We start from the raw sequence: 17405 nt of genomic DNA on the forward strand, positions 1-17405 counted from the left end.
AGTTGAGTCCGTATACTTGTGTAAAAAGCTAGGATCTCAAAAAAAGGGAGCCATAGCCAGAATCCTCGTTTAGAATGGAGTTGTCGAGACAACATTCATTGGAGGGATTTTGGTATGACTCAATATCAGATTAGCGTAGATTCCGAACTTTTGCATCAAKTATTTCTAGGAGAATCGAAAGATGTTGGAATGGCTGCCTTGCTGCAGTCCGTGYTGAATCAAGTGTTGAAAGCTCAAGCTTCTGAACAGTTRGGRGCTGAGCATTACGAGCGTACAGAAGAGCGGCAAGGTTATCGTAATGGTTCGTATCCGCACAAGCTTTCCACACGTGTAGGGCAGATTACGTTGCAAGTGCCGAGGTTTCGTAACGGAGAGTTCTCTACAGAGCTGTTTGCCCGTTACCAACGAAGTGAGCAGGCACTTGTGTTAGCAATGATGGAGATGGTCATCAATGGAGTCTCCACTCGCAAAGTTACAACGATTACAGAAGAGCTATGCGGAACAGGTTTTTCGAAATCGACCATTAGCGATTTATGCAAGCAGCTCGATCCGCTTGTAGACGCTTGGAATAACCGGCCRCTGACGCTCGCCTATCCTTTCCTTCTTGTAGATGCCTTGTATGTGAAAGTACGTGAAGATGGCCGCGTGCGCTCACGTGGCGTACTCATTGCAACAGGGATTAACGAGGAAGGTTACCGTGAACTTTTAGGGCTGAGCGTAGGGGACACCGARTCAGCAGCGACTTGGGGAAGCCTATTTAGTCATCTCAAAGAACGCGGATTGCACGGAGTAGACATCGTAACGAGTGACCAGCACAGCGGACTCGTAAAAGCGGTTCGTGAACACTTCGAGGGAGCGACGTGGCAGCGATGCCAAACCCATTTCATGCGTAATATTCTAGATGCTACGCCTAAAGCGCTACGAGATGAAATGAAGGCTCATGTGCGGGCTATTTACGAAGCAGCAGATGTAAAGAGTGCTCGTTCGTTGTTGGAACAGACCATGAGCGCTTTTGAAGAGAGAGCGCCTAAAGCGCTGAATGTGCTGGAGGATGGCTTTGATGATGCAACAGCTGTCATCGCATTGCCTCTTACCTGCAGAATTCGAACAAGGACAACCAACGTGGTAGAGCGTCTTAACGCCGAGCTTAGACGGAGAGAACGCGTTATTCGCATCTTTCCCAACCGACAATCTGTCATCCGACTATTCGGTGCGTTACTGATGGAGATGGATGAAAAATGGTCGGTAGGCAAGAAATATATTGAAATGACCGAGTACCACGAGTGGCGAAAGAAAACACCAAAGACAACCGAAAAACCTACTCGCGACGAGTAGGCTTTCTGTTCGAGGATTTTACACACAACTTTGGACTTGACCCTGCTTTGTGTCCAAAAGGCAGTGTAGCGCTCGAAGTTACTGCGAAAATCCAACATAGCTCACCGCACCCGCCAATTCAGCCCAAAGTTACTGCAGAAATCCAACATAGCTCAATAATAACGTGGCGACGGGGAGGGTCTGAAAGAAGGTAACATTGATGATGCTGCGGTTTACCGGAGCATGTGAAGCGCGTTGCCGGTCAGCTCGTAGTAGCGGGCTGTTTTGCCTTGCGAAATATTGCGCATCCAGCCTTTCTGGACAAGGGTGAGCAATAGCTTGCGGGCGGTGCGGAAATCAATGTTTAAGAGGCTGCACACATCCTTGGGGCGAACCGGCCGCCCCAGACGCCATGCGAATTGCAGCAGTTCTTTCTCTGCGATGGCGTTGGTCCCATCTGGGTCTTTGCGAAGCATATGAGGACCAATAACGTGCTGCAAAAGCATGCGGCACAGTTCAGGTCGGCGCTCAATATCATCGAAGGAGAAATGGATCATTTTCCAGCCTAWGCCCGTAAGGAAGGTGTCTCGATTCAATGTATAGTTGAACCGTTCCCTATCCATATCCTTAATGTGGCTTTGGAAACCATCGCATTCAATGCCGAATTTGCCAAATGGGGTAATGTAAGCCAGGTCCAAGAATTGAGACTTTCGATTCCAATCGTAGATTTCATATTCAGGATGACAATGCTCAAAGCTGCCGAATAGCGGCCACCATACATTCTGAAGCAGCAGCCTCTCGCCGAAACCGTGACCTCTTAGCAAACGGCCTTTGCGCTCACCTTTTCTTTTTTCCAAATGCTCCTCGATAAGCGCCTTGTGCGCCAACTCGAACTGATCCATTCCACTCGCTCCCTGGTTCTGAAAACAAAAAAAGAACGCCCTCGCCAAAAATGGCAACAGGACGTTCTTCGTCTAGCTCCTATTCTACCGCATCATGGCGATGTGGGGAAGATTACGTTGTTGCTTGGCTGAATTTTAACAAAGCTTTACTTTATTTTTACTTTTGCGGGGCGTTACTTTTACTCTACTTCTATACAATAGCTTCATAGCGCATGAATGAGGCAGGAGGTGGCGGATTGGTCAAGTACAAGTGGACGTTATTATCGACGGCGTTCGTGCTCGTTCTTGCGGCGATATTTCTCTTGCAAGGAACGAAGGATGCCGGGGCGACTGGTGATTTATCGGATCCGTTCCTTGATCCGTACGCGTTATCCTTGGCGCATCGCCATGCGGGGGTGGGGTCGGAGACAGCGGCGGAGAAAAGCGTGGCGATTCGACTGGAATGGCCGGAGGGTGAACCGCAGGCAGGCATGCCGTCCAAGCTTTCGCTATCGATTGCCGGAGGCGGCGGTAAGCCGATCGATGCATTCGATATAACGAATGAGAAGCTGCTGCATCTCATCGTAGTAAGCGAGGATCTGCAGCATTTCCAGCATGTGCATCCGGAGTACAAAGGCGGCGGTGTATTCGAACTGCCGGTAACATTCCCTGCTAGCGGCAAGTTCAAACTATATGCCGACTTTGTTCCGACGGGGCTGAATGAGCTCACGAGAACCGGATTGGTTACGGTGAGCGGCACGGCGGCAGGTTCAGCGGTGCTTAAGCCGAGCGAGATGCTTGAGGCCAGTGTTGACGGGATGAAGGTGAAGCTCGAGTTCTCGGATGAGCTCGCGCCGCAGACGCAAATGAGCATGACCTATACGTTTACWGATGAGAAAACGGGTGATCCGATTACGGATCTTGAGCTTTACTTGGGGGCGGTCGGCCATGTTGTTGCGATCGATCAGACAACGGAGCAGTTCATCCATATTCACCCGCTTAACTGGGCGTCATCAGGCCCTCAGGCTGTGTTCGGGGCAGCATTCCCTGTAAGCGGCATGTACAAAGTATGGGGGCAATTCCAACGAAACGGCAAGACGTTCGTAGTGCCGTTCGTCATTAAGGTGTAGCGGCATTAACGATTCGAGCCTCTATCCTCGCGAATGCGAGGATGGGGCTTTTTTTGTTCTCTGCAAGGAGTGAAGAGATCGGCAGCAACATTTTACCGAAATGAGAGGAAGTTCTTATGCAACCTTTACCTTGGCCTCCGTGAATTATTACCTTTGCATGTTAGGATAATTGACATAGATCGAAAGAGAAGAGGGATGCGATGGTGTGAGATAGGGGTGGGCATACATTCTAGCAATTATAACCGCACGAGAATACGTTCATAACGGAGGGAAACTATGAATAAGAAAAAGATGGTTGCATCGGTTATCGCTTTGTCTGTCGCTTTTGCCACGGTTAGCTTCCTGCCAGGAGCGTTAGGCATCGATCGACTGAGTGCCGCAGAAATCAACAAGATGGTCTATCACCCGCTGAATCCGCTAACTCCGCAGGAGATTGAGAAAGCATCGCAAATTATTCGCGATTCCCAGTATGGCAGCAAAGATATGTATTTCTCCGAGATTAAGCTCGAAGAGCCGGAAAAAGCGAAGGTTTGGGCTTGGGATGCGAACCCGATCACGAAGCTGCCGAGGGAAGCGACTTTCACGCTGATTAAAGGAAGTAAACCTTACGAGGGTACGGTTAATCTGGATACCGACAAAATCACTTATTGGAAGGAAGTCAAAACCGGCTGGCCGCTCTATACGGAGTGGGGGCAAACGGAGTCCATTGTTGAGGCGGACGAAAAAGCGGTCGCCGCGCTTGCGAAACGCGGTCTTACCGACCTGTCCAAAGTACGGTTCGCTGACGGTCCGCTGGGCGATTACGGCCCGCAACTGACGCCTCCGGGATCGCGCCTTGCCATCTCCGTACCTCGAGTGAGCGTAGAGGGTATGGTGAACAACATGGCTCACCCGATGGACGGACTTTCCTTCCTGGTTGACCTGAATGCGAAAAAAGTGCTTAAAATTTATGAAACAGGAACGCCCCCTATTCCAACAGACCTGAACGATTACTCGAAAGTAATCAAAACAAAACGCACGGATGAAATCAAGCCGCTCATCATTAGCCAGCCTGAAGGCGCAAGCTTCTCGGTTAAGGGCACGATGGTAGATTGGCAGAACTGGAAGTTCCACTTCCGTCTTGATCCGCGTGTAGGTCCGATTGTATCGACTGTTACGTACACGGAGAACGGCGACAAGCGTAAGGTCATGTACGAAGGCGGTCTTGGCGGCATGATGGTTCCTTACGGCGATCCGGATCCGGCTTGGCTGTACAAAATTTTCATGGACGCAGGCGAATACGGCGTAGGCTTGTCGGTTCGTACGCTCAATATAGGTTCCGATGTTCCGAAAAATKCAACATTGTTCGACGCTGCGCTTAATGACACGGCGGGCAAAGCTAACGTAATTAAAAGCGCATTTGCCTTGTTCGAACGTTACGCCGATGCGGAATGGTCGCATAACGGCGACGCAAGGGAACGCCGTGAGCTTGTGCTTCGCGCGATTGCGACAATCGGCAACTACGATTACATTTTGGACTGGGTATTCCTGCAAAATGGTTCAATCAAGCTGATGGCCGGCGCAACGGGCCTTGCTCAAGCCAAAGCGGTCGACACGAAAACGATGTCCGACCCAACGGCGGCAAAAGATACGCGCAATGGCACGCTTGTGGATAAGAACATTGTAGCGCCTACGCATCAGCATATCTTCAGCTACCGTCTGGACTTGGACGTTGACGGTGAAACGAACTCCGTTGGCGAAATTTTGCCTAAGGCGATTACGGTATCCAATCCGGAATTTGCCCGCAGCGAAATGATTATGCAAGAGAAAACTTACAAAACGGAGCAAGAAGCGATTCAAAAGTTCGATCCCGACAAAATCGTACTCGTTAAGAGCGAATCGAGAAAGAACATCCTCGGAAACACGACGGGTTACCAAGTTATTCCGTTCGCGGGCGGCACGCACCCGTTCATGGAAGAACCGCTCTTCACGAAAACGGACTATGTATTGAAACGTGCGGAATTCATTAATAATCACATTTGGGTTACGCCTTACAAGAAGGATGAGCTGTACTCGGAGGGTAAATACACGACGCATAATACGGACACGGGTCTTGGCCTCTGGACGCAGCAAAACCGTGATATTGAAAGCGAAGACTCGGTCGTATGGCTGACAACGGGTACGACGCACGTCATGCGTGCGGAAGAATTCCCGATCATGCCTACGGAGTGGGTGACGGCTATGATCAAGCCTTGGAACTTCTTCAACGAGACGCCAACGCTTGACCTGCCGATCATTGATCCGGCTGCCCAATAACACAGGTTATCCAAGCTTAATAGACTAAAGTGAAATAGCCCGTTCGCGAGCCTAAGAAGGCAAGCGAACGGGCTATTTCATTGCTGATTTATAGATTAGGTTTGTCGGCTTGTTGTTTTCTGCGCTTGCGCAGCCATAACGTCAGTCCCAGCGCGGCTGCGGCTATAGCTGCGACAACGGCGGCGATAATGCCGTACGGGGCGGACCCGGCGGATTCGGGTTCGGTTGCCGAGGCTGCTGCTGTTTCCTCCGGCAAAGGATTCTGTTCCTGCTCCGGCTGCCCTGCGGGTGTTGCTTGCGGCTTTGGCGCTATAATTTTCAAATTGGCGAGATTATGCTGCCATAACGGATTGTTGCGCCACTGGATGCCGAGGGAATCGGCGATGGAGGACTGGACCGTCACCTGAGCCTCCTTGCCTGCGTTAAATAGGGGATGAGCTCCGCGAATGAAGGCGTTGTTAATCCGAAGTTCGCCGTCCTTCACGTTGGAGAAGCCGTGCTCGCCCGCGCTTTCGAAATGCGGGAGCAGCATATTCACCGTTCCATTCTCCAGCACGATGCTGTTGACGGGCGCTCCCCAATGATCGGAGCTGAAGAAGGTCACTTCTCCGTCAAACCCGGTCCCCGTTTCGATATAGCGTCGATCCTCTGCCGCCCCTATGGTTACGAGCTGCGTATTTATGAAGTCGAAGCCTTGCGCCCCAGTCTTCTCGATGACGACCGATCGTTTGGCTCCGTCAACGCCGAGGCCGAGGCTGATTCCCGATGGTCCAATGCCGTTCTCCTCGGTCAGAAGCAATCCTCTCTCCGAGCCGAAGTGAAACACATTGTACAGAATTTGATTGCTGACGTTGCCGAGCGTCAGGAAATCGAGCTCGTTATATCCGTAATCGTAGATGGCTTGGAAATCTTCGTCCTTAGCGGGGGAGCTCGGCCAGCTGCCGTATTTCGATTCTTGCCCCGCCGCGTAGGGAAGCGGATTGAATTGCAGATTGCTTATAATTCCGTCCTGCGAACCGCCGCCCGCCGTAACGCCGTTATGGAAGACGTGTCCGGCGGCATAGTCGACATAATGGCGGTCCGAACGATGCGAGAATAWGTCGATGCCGTTATAGACGCCTCGCATGCCGATGTTGATAATGTATACATCGCTTCCGAGCGACTGCATCAAATAAGGATAAGACGAGACCTTCGGCATTTGCTGCTCGGGGTAATCGAAGACGAGGCCGCGCACCCCGCTGCCTTGCGCAAGCTTCAGGAACGGCTCGCCGTTCGGATTGTCTCGGTCGGCATATACTTGAATAATGCTGCCTGGACCTGTTGGTACCGAACCGTTATCTAGTGAACCCTTCAACTCGACGCCGGCTGGAACGACGAGGCGGCCGAGCACTTTGTATTTGCCTGGAGGCAAGAATACAACGCCGCCGCCCTCATCGCCTGCAGTGTCCAGCGCCCGCTGGATGGCCTTCGTATTGTCCGTCTTGCCGTCACCCTTCGCCTGGAACGGCGCATCCGTGACGACGTAAAGTGCCTGTCGCTTCGGCTTGTGAGTCTGAGGCGACATGACGGGGAAGGGTGGGAGCTGCTTGTAGGTGACCGGCGTATGATCGATGATCGATATATATTTCGATCGATTATCGATCAATGGATCGCCATTGAACCGATTGCTGGTTAGAATGGCTCGGGATTCTTCGCCCAAGCTTACATGCGGCGATTGGTTATTGAAATCATTGTCGGAAGCGATCAAAGTGCCTCCGTCGATTGCGACTTCTCCGCTTGTAATATCGCATTGGCGCATCATCAGCTTCGTTAACGAGGCGGAGCTCGAATAGATCGCTTTCTCCGAGGCCTCGATGCTGCAGCCGTACAGTTGAAGCGCCCCTTCCTGCTCGGAGCTTGCAACGATGCCGTTTACACTGTGCTCGATCTTGATGTTTGTGAACATAATGCCTACGCCGCTTACTCCGTCGAACAGGATGCCGGTCTTAGCGTCTTTGATGTGCAGATCGTAATGGTGGCCGTTCGGCACCGCCCCTGGCGTAGCTATAGAATGGGCGGCGTGGTAGCCTATGCCATAGCCCTCAATAGATACATAGCTCGTATAAGACCAGTCGTTACGCCTCATTATAATGCCGGTGCCGTTCTCATAGATCCATTGTTCATAGGATTCGCCTCTGTTGGGCGAGCCTGGCAGCCCGGAGCCTGCCCAATACGCAGGCGAGAAATCGACCCAATCGATCCGCCCGACGTCTACAATATTATCGATCTCTATGCCTTGGGATAGCGGTGTGCCGTAAATATTTTGAATAACGGGGCTCGTTCCTCCGTTTGAATGGGAGAACACAATCCCCGAGTAAGCGTTAACAAAAGTTAGGTTAGTGACATTGCAGTTCTCGTTGCCCCATACGTTAGGTCTGCCGAGCAAGACGGAGGGAGGGTATGGGACGATATCGTCGGGCAATTGCTCGGGGTACCAAATGGACAAATCTCGAATGCCGGAGGAGGTCTCCATCGTTACGAAGGCGGGCGCTTCGGCGTCGTTTCTGCCGGCGTATGCCATGAGAACCGTCCCTTGAACGGGTTGTCCCTTGATCGGTTTGGCCCACTCGCCGCGCAGCGTTACCCCTTTCGGCAATACCAGATTGCCTTGAACGACATATTTCCCTTCCGGCAGGAACAGCGTGCCGCCGCCTAGTCTGCCTAACGCGTCAAGCAAGGACTGGAGTTTGCCGGTGACATCGGTTATGCCGACGCCGACGATGCCGTGTTCTGGAGCGGAATAGGCGGCTATGAGCGTGGAGCTGCTTTCGTAGAGTGGTTCGATCAACTGCCAATTTGGCGCGGGATCGTTAGCGGCGTACGTAGGCGAAAGCAGTATTACTGCGAATGCAAGCGACAGAAGAATGGCTAGCGGAATGAGTCTTGATATTCGTTTCATTACATACGCTCCTTATGCAAAGGATGGAAGGTTCGATAAGTTGTTTCCATCCTATCCCAGCCTCGGAGCCCGATCAATAAGGGGAGTATAAACAATTAGGTCTATTATTGGCTAATTAGCGAAGGGGATTTGGCAGCCCAACCGAGGGGGGAGATTGGGCTGCCGCTATGAAGCAGCTAAAGGAATTAACAGCGAGAAGACGCAGCCGCTGCCGTCTATTTCGTTAAGGCTTACGGTCAGCTCGCCGCCGTGAATATCGGCGATTTCCTTAGCGATCGACAAGCCGAGGCCGCTGCCGGGAATGCGGCTGTTCCGCGACCTGTCGACGCGGTAGAAGGAATTGAAGATGAACGGCAGGGCATCTTCCGGAATGCCTGCGCCGGCGTCGGTGACGCGGAAGATGACGGCTTCGTCTGCATGCTCCATGGTGAAACTGATCGGGCAGTCGGCATCGGAATACTTAAGGGCATTATCGATGAGGTTGTCGATGACTCTCGCGATTAGATGCTTATCGCCATTGATAATTAACGGCGCTGATAGTTGCGGTCGAACAGCTGTGAATGGCCTCTTCTCCAGTCGTGTGTAGGCCGTCCATTTCGCGGCTGCCGTATCGAAGAAGGCTGCAGCATTCACGCTGTCGAACTCGGCGCTTAGCTGACGGGTCTCCAGCAAACTAAGCTCGTTCAGATTTCGAACGAACTGGTTGATGGTCTGAATATCCTCATAAATCCGCTTCAGATAGATGCCTGTATCGGCCGGAGCTATTGTGCCGTCCGTTATGGCGTCGATATAACCGCGAATGAGTGTAATCGGCGTCTTCAAGTCATGCGATATGTTCATGAGCAGCTCCTTGCGCCAATGCTCCATGCGCGTGAGTTCGTCAACCCGCATCGCAAGCTCGGAGTTGATTTCACTGAGCTGCTCCGTACGCTGTTCGACCTTATGCTCGAGCTGCAAATTATGTTCGTTCTGCTGCTCCATAAGCTCGCGGATTTTCGTTGACATGCGATTAAATGACCGCAGCAGCTGATTGAATTCCAGCGTCCTCGTATCGTTCGGCGCTGCGGAGAATTGTCCTTCGCCGAGCTCGGCGAAAGCGTCCGCCAGAAGGTTGACCGGCCGCGATACTTTGGAGCGCAAGTAGAAGGCAAGCGCAACGCATAGAAAGAAAGCGACTACGCCAAGCAATGACAGTTGCATAATGAGTTGATCGCGCGTCTTCTCCGAGAGTTCCTGCGTTGCGCTGTGAATCGGCTCCAGCAGCTTATGCTCGGGAATAACGTAGCCTAGTATCCAGTTGGTCGTTGGTATCGAGCGGCTGAATATAAGCTTCTGCTCGCCGTTAATTTTGAGGCTTCGATAGCTGTCTACCGTATCGTTGCTGAACAGCGTATCCAGCTTCAGTTGCTCGATCTCCTCCATGCCGTGCTGCTGGGCGGCGATCAGCTCGTGGTCGCGATCGAGCAGAAGGGCGTACCCGTTCTCGTCGCCGAATCTTGTGTCGAGCACATTGTCTACGAATTGCTCGATTGTTACGTCCGCGGCAACTACGCCTCGCAGCACGCGCTGCTCATCATAGACGGGCGTCGTAGCGGTGAACATCCAGCCTCGCGGCGTAATGTCGTAGTAAGGCTTCGTCCAGGCGACCCGGTTAATATTCRGACGTACATTAAGCGCATCCGAATAGAAGCGGTAGGAGGTGAGGGCGAAGATCGGCGTATTCGGATTGCGCTTCGCCGAGCCGTTGTATTCAGGGTAATAAAACGAGCCGGCAGCCGGATGGATATAGTAGATGGACACGATATTCGGCTTGCGCGACGTCTCGGACTTGAACAGAGGGAACAGCGCCTTGCTCTTGGCCAAGTCGCGCGCGAGCTCGGGCGATGGATAGTTGTTCGCGTTATTCGTGCGTACCGAGATGGCACCCTCGCCATTCGCGTTCTTCTCGACGAAGCGGCCCCTTTCGTTATCATAGGTGAATACGATCGGCTTCACGCCGTTATTGCTATGCTTCAAGGAGAAGATCGATTCAGCAAGAGACTTCGAGAGCAGTACGGCATCTTCGACAAGCCGGAGTTCGGTGTCGATCGCGCGAACCTGCCCGTCGATATTGGCTTCATACATGCTTATGTAATTTTTTTCGGTCATAGCCGTATTCCTAGCATTGAAGTGACTAAGCTGCGAAGTAACGGTCTTGCCGGCAAATATGGATAGAAGCAGAAGAGGGACGAGAGAGACGGTCAACATAGCCGCAAGCATCTGAAAGGCGAAGGTGCGCGGTTTAAGGGTGGAATTAAATCTCTTTAATCGGTTCATCGAACTTGTACCCGATTCCGCGTATGGTGACGATGCGCTCCGGTGCTGCGGGATTGCGTTCGATCTTCTTGCGGAGATGACCGATATGCACTTGCAGCGTCTTCGTATCGAGGCTGTTCTCGTAGCCCCAAATATGGCTTAGCAGACGTTCGGTCGTCAGCACTTGTCTCGCATTTTGCATGAGATAAGAGAGGAGTTGGAACTCCTTGGCGGACAACTCGACCTTGACGCCGTCTACGTACACCTCATGGGCGTCGATCTTGAGCTGTACATGGTCGGAAGTAATGGAGTTGGAGACAACGGGGGCTACTCTGTCACGGACGATGCGGTTTCGGCGCAGTTGCGCCTTAATGCGGGCGACCAGCTCGATCGGACTGAACGGCTTGCTCACATAGTCGTCTGCGCCGACGCTCAGCCCGACCACCTTGTCGATCTCGGTATCTTTGCAGGTGAGGAAGACGATAGGCACATCGGTCTTCTGTCTCAGCCTAGCGCACAGCTCATAACCCTCCATATCGGGGAGCAGTACGTCAAGGACGATTAATGAAGGCTGCTCGTTCTCGGCTAGCTCGATAGCCTGCTTGCCGCTTGTCGCGCTTAAATGGCGGAATCCATCCTTCGTCAAGTACATGCCAACGAGCTCGCCGATCCTAATTTCGTCGTCTACGGTTAAGATGAGTTCTCTCGTCATGTCCGTTCACCTCTTTATGTCAAAGTTAAGAGAGCAGTGTATGTCTTAAATATAAACGCGAAAGTGAGGTTTATGCAACAAATATGTTAGTTTATATGACATGACAATACCTTGAGGGTGAACAAAAATAAGCCGACGCTTGATGCGCCGGCTTATTGCAGGATGCTATTGGCATTACTGATTGATATAACGCTCGAAGATTGAACCGAAATCTTTTACTTTATATTGCTTATGCGTGTCTACCATCCAAGTGAAGGCTGCTTTGTTAATCGCATCGAACTGCGATACGACATTGAAGTCGCCCTTATGGACCGACTGGATCGTCGTGGATGCCATGTTCAAGCTGTTTCTGGCGAATTCGAGCGTCAAGTTATTTTCGTGTGTAATTTCGGAAATTTTCATAAGCGCTTTGTACAGATCCTTAAGCTCCTCGATATGCTTCTTGTGCACGTCGATACTGAGAACGACGGGACCGATCGTGAACTTAATCTCCACGTCGAGATCGACCGTCCCGGCTGTCTCCATCGATACATTAGCAATCGGGTTGGTCGCATACGGGTAACGTCTAAGCGTACGCTTTTTGCTCATTGCGCTCGTGCCGTCGAGATGAATGAGTGCTAAGTTCGTGAAGCAGTATTCGTCGGCCTTCGATTTGATCAGGAAATAAATTTTCTCGTCGTCCTCGTGCAAGACGTAATCATCGGAATCTACTTTGTCATAATTATTGGGATGAATAACGGAGCCTACGTCGCTCAGGCCAAGCACATCCGCTGCTATTTTGCCAAACATCGAACCAATCCTCTCTACGTAAAAATAACGTACCCACACATTATATAATAATTGCTGGAAAAAATGTTATCGATTTTGCGCTGCCGCGCTTAAGCTTTCTTTGCAGCGATCGAGAAAATGACCGTTTTGGCGGCGCTGTCGACTTGAATATTGACGTTGTCATTGCCAATCGTTGTTTGCTGCGAAGCGACTTTGCTGCCGCTTTCGACGCGTTTGCAAATGTCTGCGAACAGCTCGCGGAATGCATAGGCGTTGTAACCGAACAGCTGATTGGCGAACTGATCGACAACCTCGGAATTGCGTGCCAATGCCCCTTCGCGCAGACGGATCGTCACGCCATAGGTGTTGTATTGCGGGTCAAGCCAAATGGCAGCTTCCTCCGTTGCGGCGGAAGTCCCGGAAGCATGGTTAGTAACGCTGTCCTTCTCCGATTGGTCTTTGAACAGGCGCAGAGTTGTTTCGTATAAATCATGATTCGAGCCGCGCAGTTGGCCAGCTGCGCTCAGCGCTTCATAGGCGTCCCACATCCGCTTGTCCGGGAAGACAACGATCTTGTTGCCGCCGCCGGCCGTTGGAACGATGCGTTCGAGCTTCTCGGGCGATACCTTAACGGCGAGTCGTTTGGTCTTATCGGTCAGCCTATTCAAGATAACGAGCGCTTCCGCCCGGGTAACGGTATCGCCTACGCCGAAGAAGCCGTTCGGGTAGCCGACCATAATGCCTTTGACGAGCGACTCGGCAATAAACTTCTGTTCGCGCTCGGACGCGCCCATAATGTCTCCGTACGCTTGCGCCATCTTTTGACCGAATATGCCGTCCTCCAGAAACTCCGTTTCTTGCAGGGTGTAGTAGATGATCTCGGCGACGTTCTCGCGGGTCATGTTGGCTTGGAAGTCGCTGTAGCGGCTTTTGTTCAGGAAGTGGAGGTCGCTGGCGATTTCGATGAAATCCTTGGCCCAGTACCCGACCGTGTTCGGAGTGAACGTAAAGTAGCGATAGTCCTGCTTAAGAATCGCCTGGTTCTCCGAGCTTAACGATTGCAGGAAGCCCGAGGACCAGCTTCTCGAGCCGTTCAAATGCAAATCGGAATAGGAAAAAATGAGCATTTTGATGAATTGATCGACTTGAACGGGGGCTTGAGGTTTGAAATTGCCGTCGGGATAGCCAGCAAGAACGCCGCGCTTCACCATCTCGGCAATCGTCTGTTCGGCCCAGTGTCCGCGTGTGTCCTTGAAGGGAGCGGTTGCTGCGGAGGCGTGGTCGATGCGGGTGCCAAATGCGCCTGCAGACCCGAATGTCAGTAAAGTAATCGTAAAGAATAACAGAACATAACGCTTCATTAAAATCATTTCCTCCTAATTTATAAACGAATGCCTCGAGTTCTAGATAACCATATTTAATGAAGGGAGAGAACTGCCTTTATAACTATTGCGAATGGGGTTAGTTGGGCGCATAACGGTTAGGTCGGACAGCATATCCGTCATAGGCCGACACGACAAAAAATCCCGAACATCCGCTAATGGTTAGCGAACATCCGGGATGAATGGCATGTTTGGAACTGTTAAATTAGTCGAGGACGGCTGTGATATGAGCCTTCGTTACCGACCAGTGGGAGGCTGTCCATACTTTAGCCTTCTTGTCGATGTACAAGATTTGCGGCGATTCATGCTTGACCGAAGTATCTTCCGCGATTTGGTTCGATACCGGGCGGGACTCGATTACTTTAACGAGCAAGTAGTCTACGTCTTCGCGCGGCTTGTCGTTCAAATACTGATTGAATTCGTTAAACGCATTCGCGCTAACCGGGCAGGTTGTGCTGTGCTTAAGGACAACGACAGGACGGGAATCGGAGCCCTCGAGCGCGCTGTTCCATTCTTCGATAGTCGTAATTTCTTTATAAGACATAATAGGTAACACTCCTTTTTGTATGATTGAATAGGCAGGACTTGTCTCCCTAGTATAACGTTAATTGCTGTTAAAAGCATCTTTGCGGCACGGTGCGATAATAATCGTCTTATTGGCGTATTGCGTTTGATTAATGGTCGTGATATGATGACTTCAGGAAAAATGACTAAATTGGTTTTTTGGTCATTCAGTCAGAAATATGAGGATGTAAAAACGACAAGGGTGCGGAGGTGGGCAAATGGCTGTTGATCGCAGGCAACAAATCGTAGAAGCGGCAGAAAGGTCGTTCGCGTTATTTGGCTACAAAGCGACAACAATGGACCAGGTCGCCAAGATCGCGAATGTCGGCAAAGGGACGATCTACACTTTTTTCGCGAATAAGGAAGAGCTGTTCCAAGAAATTATGAAGAAGCTGCTTCATCATATGAGGTTAGTGGCGGAGACGGTTATCGACCCGAATAAGCGGTTCTTCGATAATTTATACGCAGCGCTTGAGCAATTGCTTGAATTCCGCGAAAAGCATGAGCTTGCGCTTAAGTTGTCGCATGAGGTACGCGAGATTGGAACGCCAATGGCGATCGAGGGTTTAAGGCAGATTGAACAGGCTGTGGTAGGATATATTAAGTCGCAAGTGCAGATTGCGATTGATAAAGGCGAGATTAAGCCTTGTGATCCGGAGATGACAGCATTCGTCATGCTGAAATTATATATGGCATTAACCGTCGATTGGAATAAGGCTTACAAGCCGCTTGAGAAGGGCGAAGTATCCGATCGGCTGCGGTTTTATTTGCAAGAAGGTTTGGTTATGGCTCCTAGGTAACTGGGATGCCTTTTTTCATCAGAAAAAGTGACCGAATGACAAATATGGTCATAAAGTATGCGGGAGAGTGGATAATTATGAAGTGGTTCGGATTGAAGCAGTTCGGCAAGGAGCTGTCCGGCATCGGCAAAAACAAGATGCTGCTTATTTCGATAGCTGGAGTTATGGTCATACCGGTGATGTATTCGTCGATGTTTATTAGCGCTTTTTGGGATCCGTACGGGAATTTGGACAAAATGCCGGTGGCGGTCGTTAACGCCGATGTGGGGTATACGTACAACGAGGAGACGCTGCATATCGGCGATGATTTTACGGAAGAACTAAAGGAAAACGAAAAGTTCGAATGGCATTTCGTAAGCAAGGAAGACGCGCTGAAAGGCATGGAAGACCATGACTATTACATGGCGATTGAAATTCCTTCGGATTTCTCGGAGAAAACAACGTCGCTTAATTCCGACCAACCCGTACCTGCGCAAATTACGTATTTGTCGAATGAGAGCTTTAACTTCCTTGCTTCGCAAATCGGCAGCAAGGCCGTTGATACGATGAAGGCGGAGCTGAATAAGGAAGTGACGTCGGCGTATACGAGAACGGTGTTCGAGCAGATGGAAGAGCTGGCCGACGGAATTGGCAAGGCGGCTGGCGGTGCTACGGAAATTGCGGACGGCACGACGAAGGCGAAAGATGGCGCGAAGCTGATTCAGGAGAATCTAAGCAAGCTGGTCAGCGGCAGCGTCGCCCTTCAAGAGGGAGTGGCGAAGCTGGCGAACGGCAGCTCTGAGCTCGGTGAAGGCGCTGCTTCGTTAAGCGCCGGAACGGCTGGTCTGTCGGGCGGACTGGCGCAGCTGTCGGCAGCGCAGCAGCAGCTCGCAAGCGGCGGCGCGTCGCTCGGTGCGGGAGCGTCGAAGCTCGGCGCGGGAGCGAGCGAGCTTGCCGGCGGCTTGACACAGCTGGCGGATGCTAGCAGCACGCTTGCCACAGGCAGCGAAGATGCGAAGCAGGCTGCGGGGCAGATCGCCGGCGGGCTGAGCGATTCAGCCGCCAGTGAGGCGAAGCTGGCAGCAAGCGCGGCGAAGCTCGCGAACGATCTAGCGCAGCTGGCGCAAGCTGATCCGGAGCTTGCGAAGGATGAAAGCTTCAGCGGATTGCTGGCGTCGAGCAGAGAGCTGGCCGCAGGGCTGTCGAAGTCTGCAGAGGGACAAAAGCAATTAAGCTCGGGAGCGGACCAGCTTAATGGTGGTCTGGCGAACCTGACAGCGGGATTGAGTCAATTCGACGAGAAAGCGACGGCAGCTTCGAAAGGCGCGGATGAGCTTAGTGCCGGCGGCAAGCAATTGGTTGCCGGTGCGGAGCAGTTTAGCGGCGGTATGAAGCAGTTCGGCGAGAAGCTGTCGGCAGCGGCTGATGGCAGCAAAGATATTGCGGCAGGAGCGGAGAAGCTTAATAGCGGTGTTGCTACGCTGGCGAATGGATTGAATACGTTGCAATCGAACGTAGGGCCATTCGTTGACGGATCTGTGAAGCTAGAAGTCGGTGCGAAGGATATGACGACCGGGCTGCTCAAGCTGGAGGACGGCACGCAAGAGTTGTCGGGTAAGCTGAGCGAGGCATCGGATCAGACGGCGGATCTGGATCTGACCGATCCGATGGTCGATATGTTCGCCGATCCCATCCAGCTTGATGTCGAGAAAGTAAGCGAGGTCGATAATTACGGCACTGGACTAGCGCCGTACTTCTTATCGCTAGGTCTATATGTTGGCGCGATGATGCTTACGATTGTATATTCGGTACGCGATCCGATGATCCGTCCGGTTAACGGTTGGAGCTGGTTCTTGAGCAAAGCGTTGACAGTCGTGGCGATTGGTACGATTCAAGCGCTTATCGCCGATGCGGCGCTGTTGTATCTGCTCGATCTGCAAGTGACGAGTGTGCCGTTATTCGTTGGTTACTCTGTGCTGACGAGCATTACCTATATGATGATTATTCAGTTCCTCGCTTCTTCGATGAACAACCCGGGCCGTTTCATTGCGATCATATTGCTTATCTTCCAATTGACGAGCTCCGCAGGTACGTTCCCGATCGAGCTGGTGCCAGATTGGCTCCAAGCGATATCGCCATGGCTGCCGATGACCTATTCGGTAGCGGGCTTTAGAGATATTATTTCAAGCGGCGACTACAGCTCGTTATGGAGCGACAGCTTGATTCTTGCTGGTATCGCATTGCTGTTCGCGCTTCTCTCGTATGGTTACTTCACGTACAGCCATCACAAGACGAAAGGCGAGAATGGCAGCGAGACTGCGACAACGACATTAGCATAAAGCAATGA

Annotated in this window: 12 protein-coding genes; 5 read left to right on the forward strand and 7 right to left on the reverse strand. The window is 51.7% G+C overall.

Going from position 1 to position 17405, the window contains the following annotated elements:
• Positions 1 to 114: 114 nt before the first annotated feature.
• Positions 115 to 1335: an IS256 family transposase gene (locus AB4Z33_RS21555; RefSeq protein ID WP_442051858.1), complete on the forward strand. Its 1221-nt coding sequence runs from the start codon at positions 115 to 117 to the stop codon at positions 1333 to 1335.
• A gap of 212 nt (positions 1336 to 1547) precedes the next feature.
• On the opposite strand, the gene AB4Z33_RS21560 is transcribed toward AB4Z33_RS21555, so the two are convergent.
• Complete coding sequence (locus AB4Z33_RS21560) at positions 1548 to 2216, reverse strand: hypothetical protein (RefSeq protein ID WP_442051859.1); 669 nt, start codon at positions 2214 to 2216, stop codon at positions 1548 to 1550.
• 236 nt (positions 2217 to 2452) lie between these two features.
• Between AB4Z33_RS21560 and AB4Z33_RS21565 the strand changes: the two genes are divergently transcribed.
• Together AB4Z33_RS21565 and AB4Z33_RS21570 are read left to right on the forward strand one after the other, a co-directional pair.
• Positions 2453 to 3325, forward strand: a complete 873-nt coding sequence (locus AB4Z33_RS21565) for a hypothetical protein (RefSeq protein WP_442051860.1) — start codon at positions 2453 to 2455, stop codon at positions 3323 to 3325.
• Positions 3326 to 3601: 276 nt separating this feature from the next.
• Positions 3602 to 5620 carry a copper amine oxidase gene (locus AB4Z33_RS21570; RefSeq protein ID WP_442051861.1) on the forward strand — a complete coding sequence of 673 codons (2019 nt, stop codon included), beginning with the start codon at positions 3602 to 3604 and terminating at the stop codon, positions 5618 to 5620.
• Positions 5621 to 5708: 88 nt separating this feature from the next.
• Here the strand turns inward: AB4Z33_RS21570 and AB4Z33_RS21575 are convergent, their stop codons facing one another.
• The 6 genes from AB4Z33_RS21575 to ytxJ form a co-directional block, all read right to left on the reverse strand.
• On the reverse strand, positions 5709 to 8558 hold the full coding sequence (locus tag AB4Z33_RS21575) for a glycosyl hydrolase family 28-related protein (RefSeq protein WP_442051862.1): 2850 nt from the start codon (positions 8556 to 8558) through the stop codon (positions 5709 to 5711).
• A gap of 165 nt (positions 8559 to 8723) precedes the next feature.
• Positions 8724 to 10874, reverse strand: coding sequence for an ATP-binding protein (locus AB4Z33_RS21580; protein WP_442051863.1), 2151 nt, complete (start codon positions 10872 to 10874; stop codon positions 8724 to 8726).
• Positions 10852 to 11565 carry a response regulator transcription factor gene (locus AB4Z33_RS21585; protein WP_442051864.1) on the reverse strand — a complete coding sequence of 238 codons (714 nt, stop codon included), beginning with the start codon at positions 11563 to 11565 and terminating at the stop codon, positions 10852 to 10854. Before AB4Z33_RS21585 ends, AB4Z33_RS21580 begins: the two co-directional genes overlap by 23 nt.
• 174 nt (positions 11566 to 11739) lie before the next feature.
• Positions 11740 to 12354: a PH domain-containing protein gene (locus AB4Z33_RS21590; protein WP_337104269.1), complete on the reverse strand. Its 615-nt coding sequence runs from the start codon at positions 12352 to 12354 to the stop codon at positions 11740 to 11742.
• An 89-nt stretch (positions 12355 to 12443) separates the two neighbouring features.
• The gene (locus AB4Z33_RS21595) at positions 12444 to 13694 is read right to left on the reverse strand and encodes an S-layer homology domain-containing protein (protein ID WP_442051865.1); all 1251 of its coding nucleotides are present in this window, start codon (positions 13692 to 13694) and stop codon (positions 12444 to 12446) included.
• 226 nt (positions 13695 to 13920) lie between these two features.
• Positions 13921 to 14259 carry a bacillithiol system redox-active protein YtxJ gene (ytxJ, locus tag AB4Z33_RS21600; protein ID WP_337104271.1) on the reverse strand — a complete coding sequence of 113 codons (339 nt, stop codon included), beginning with the start codon at positions 14257 to 14259 and terminating at the stop codon, positions 13921 to 13923.
• Between the two features lie 238 nt (positions 14260 to 14497).
• Here ytxJ and AB4Z33_RS21605 point away from each other — a divergent pair, with 238 nt between their 5' ends.
• Complete coding sequence (locus AB4Z33_RS21605; RefSeq protein ID WP_442051866.1) at positions 14498 to 15079, forward strand: TetR/AcrR family transcriptional regulator; 582 nt, start codon at positions 14498 to 14500, stop codon at positions 15077 to 15079.
• A 77-nt stretch (positions 15080 to 15156) separates the two neighbouring features.
• Positions 15157 to 17397, forward strand: a complete 2241-nt coding sequence (locus tag AB4Z33_RS21610; RefSeq protein WP_442051867.1) for a YhgE/Pip family protein — start codon at positions 15157 to 15159, stop codon at positions 17395 to 17397.
• Positions 17398 to 17405: the final 8 nt, after the last annotated feature.

The sequence above is a fragment of the Paenibacillus sp. 2TAB19 genome (genome assembly GCF_052115185.1).
Classification (GTDB): domain Bacteria; phylum Bacillota; class Bacilli; order Paenibacillales; family Paenibacillaceae; genus Pristimantibacillus.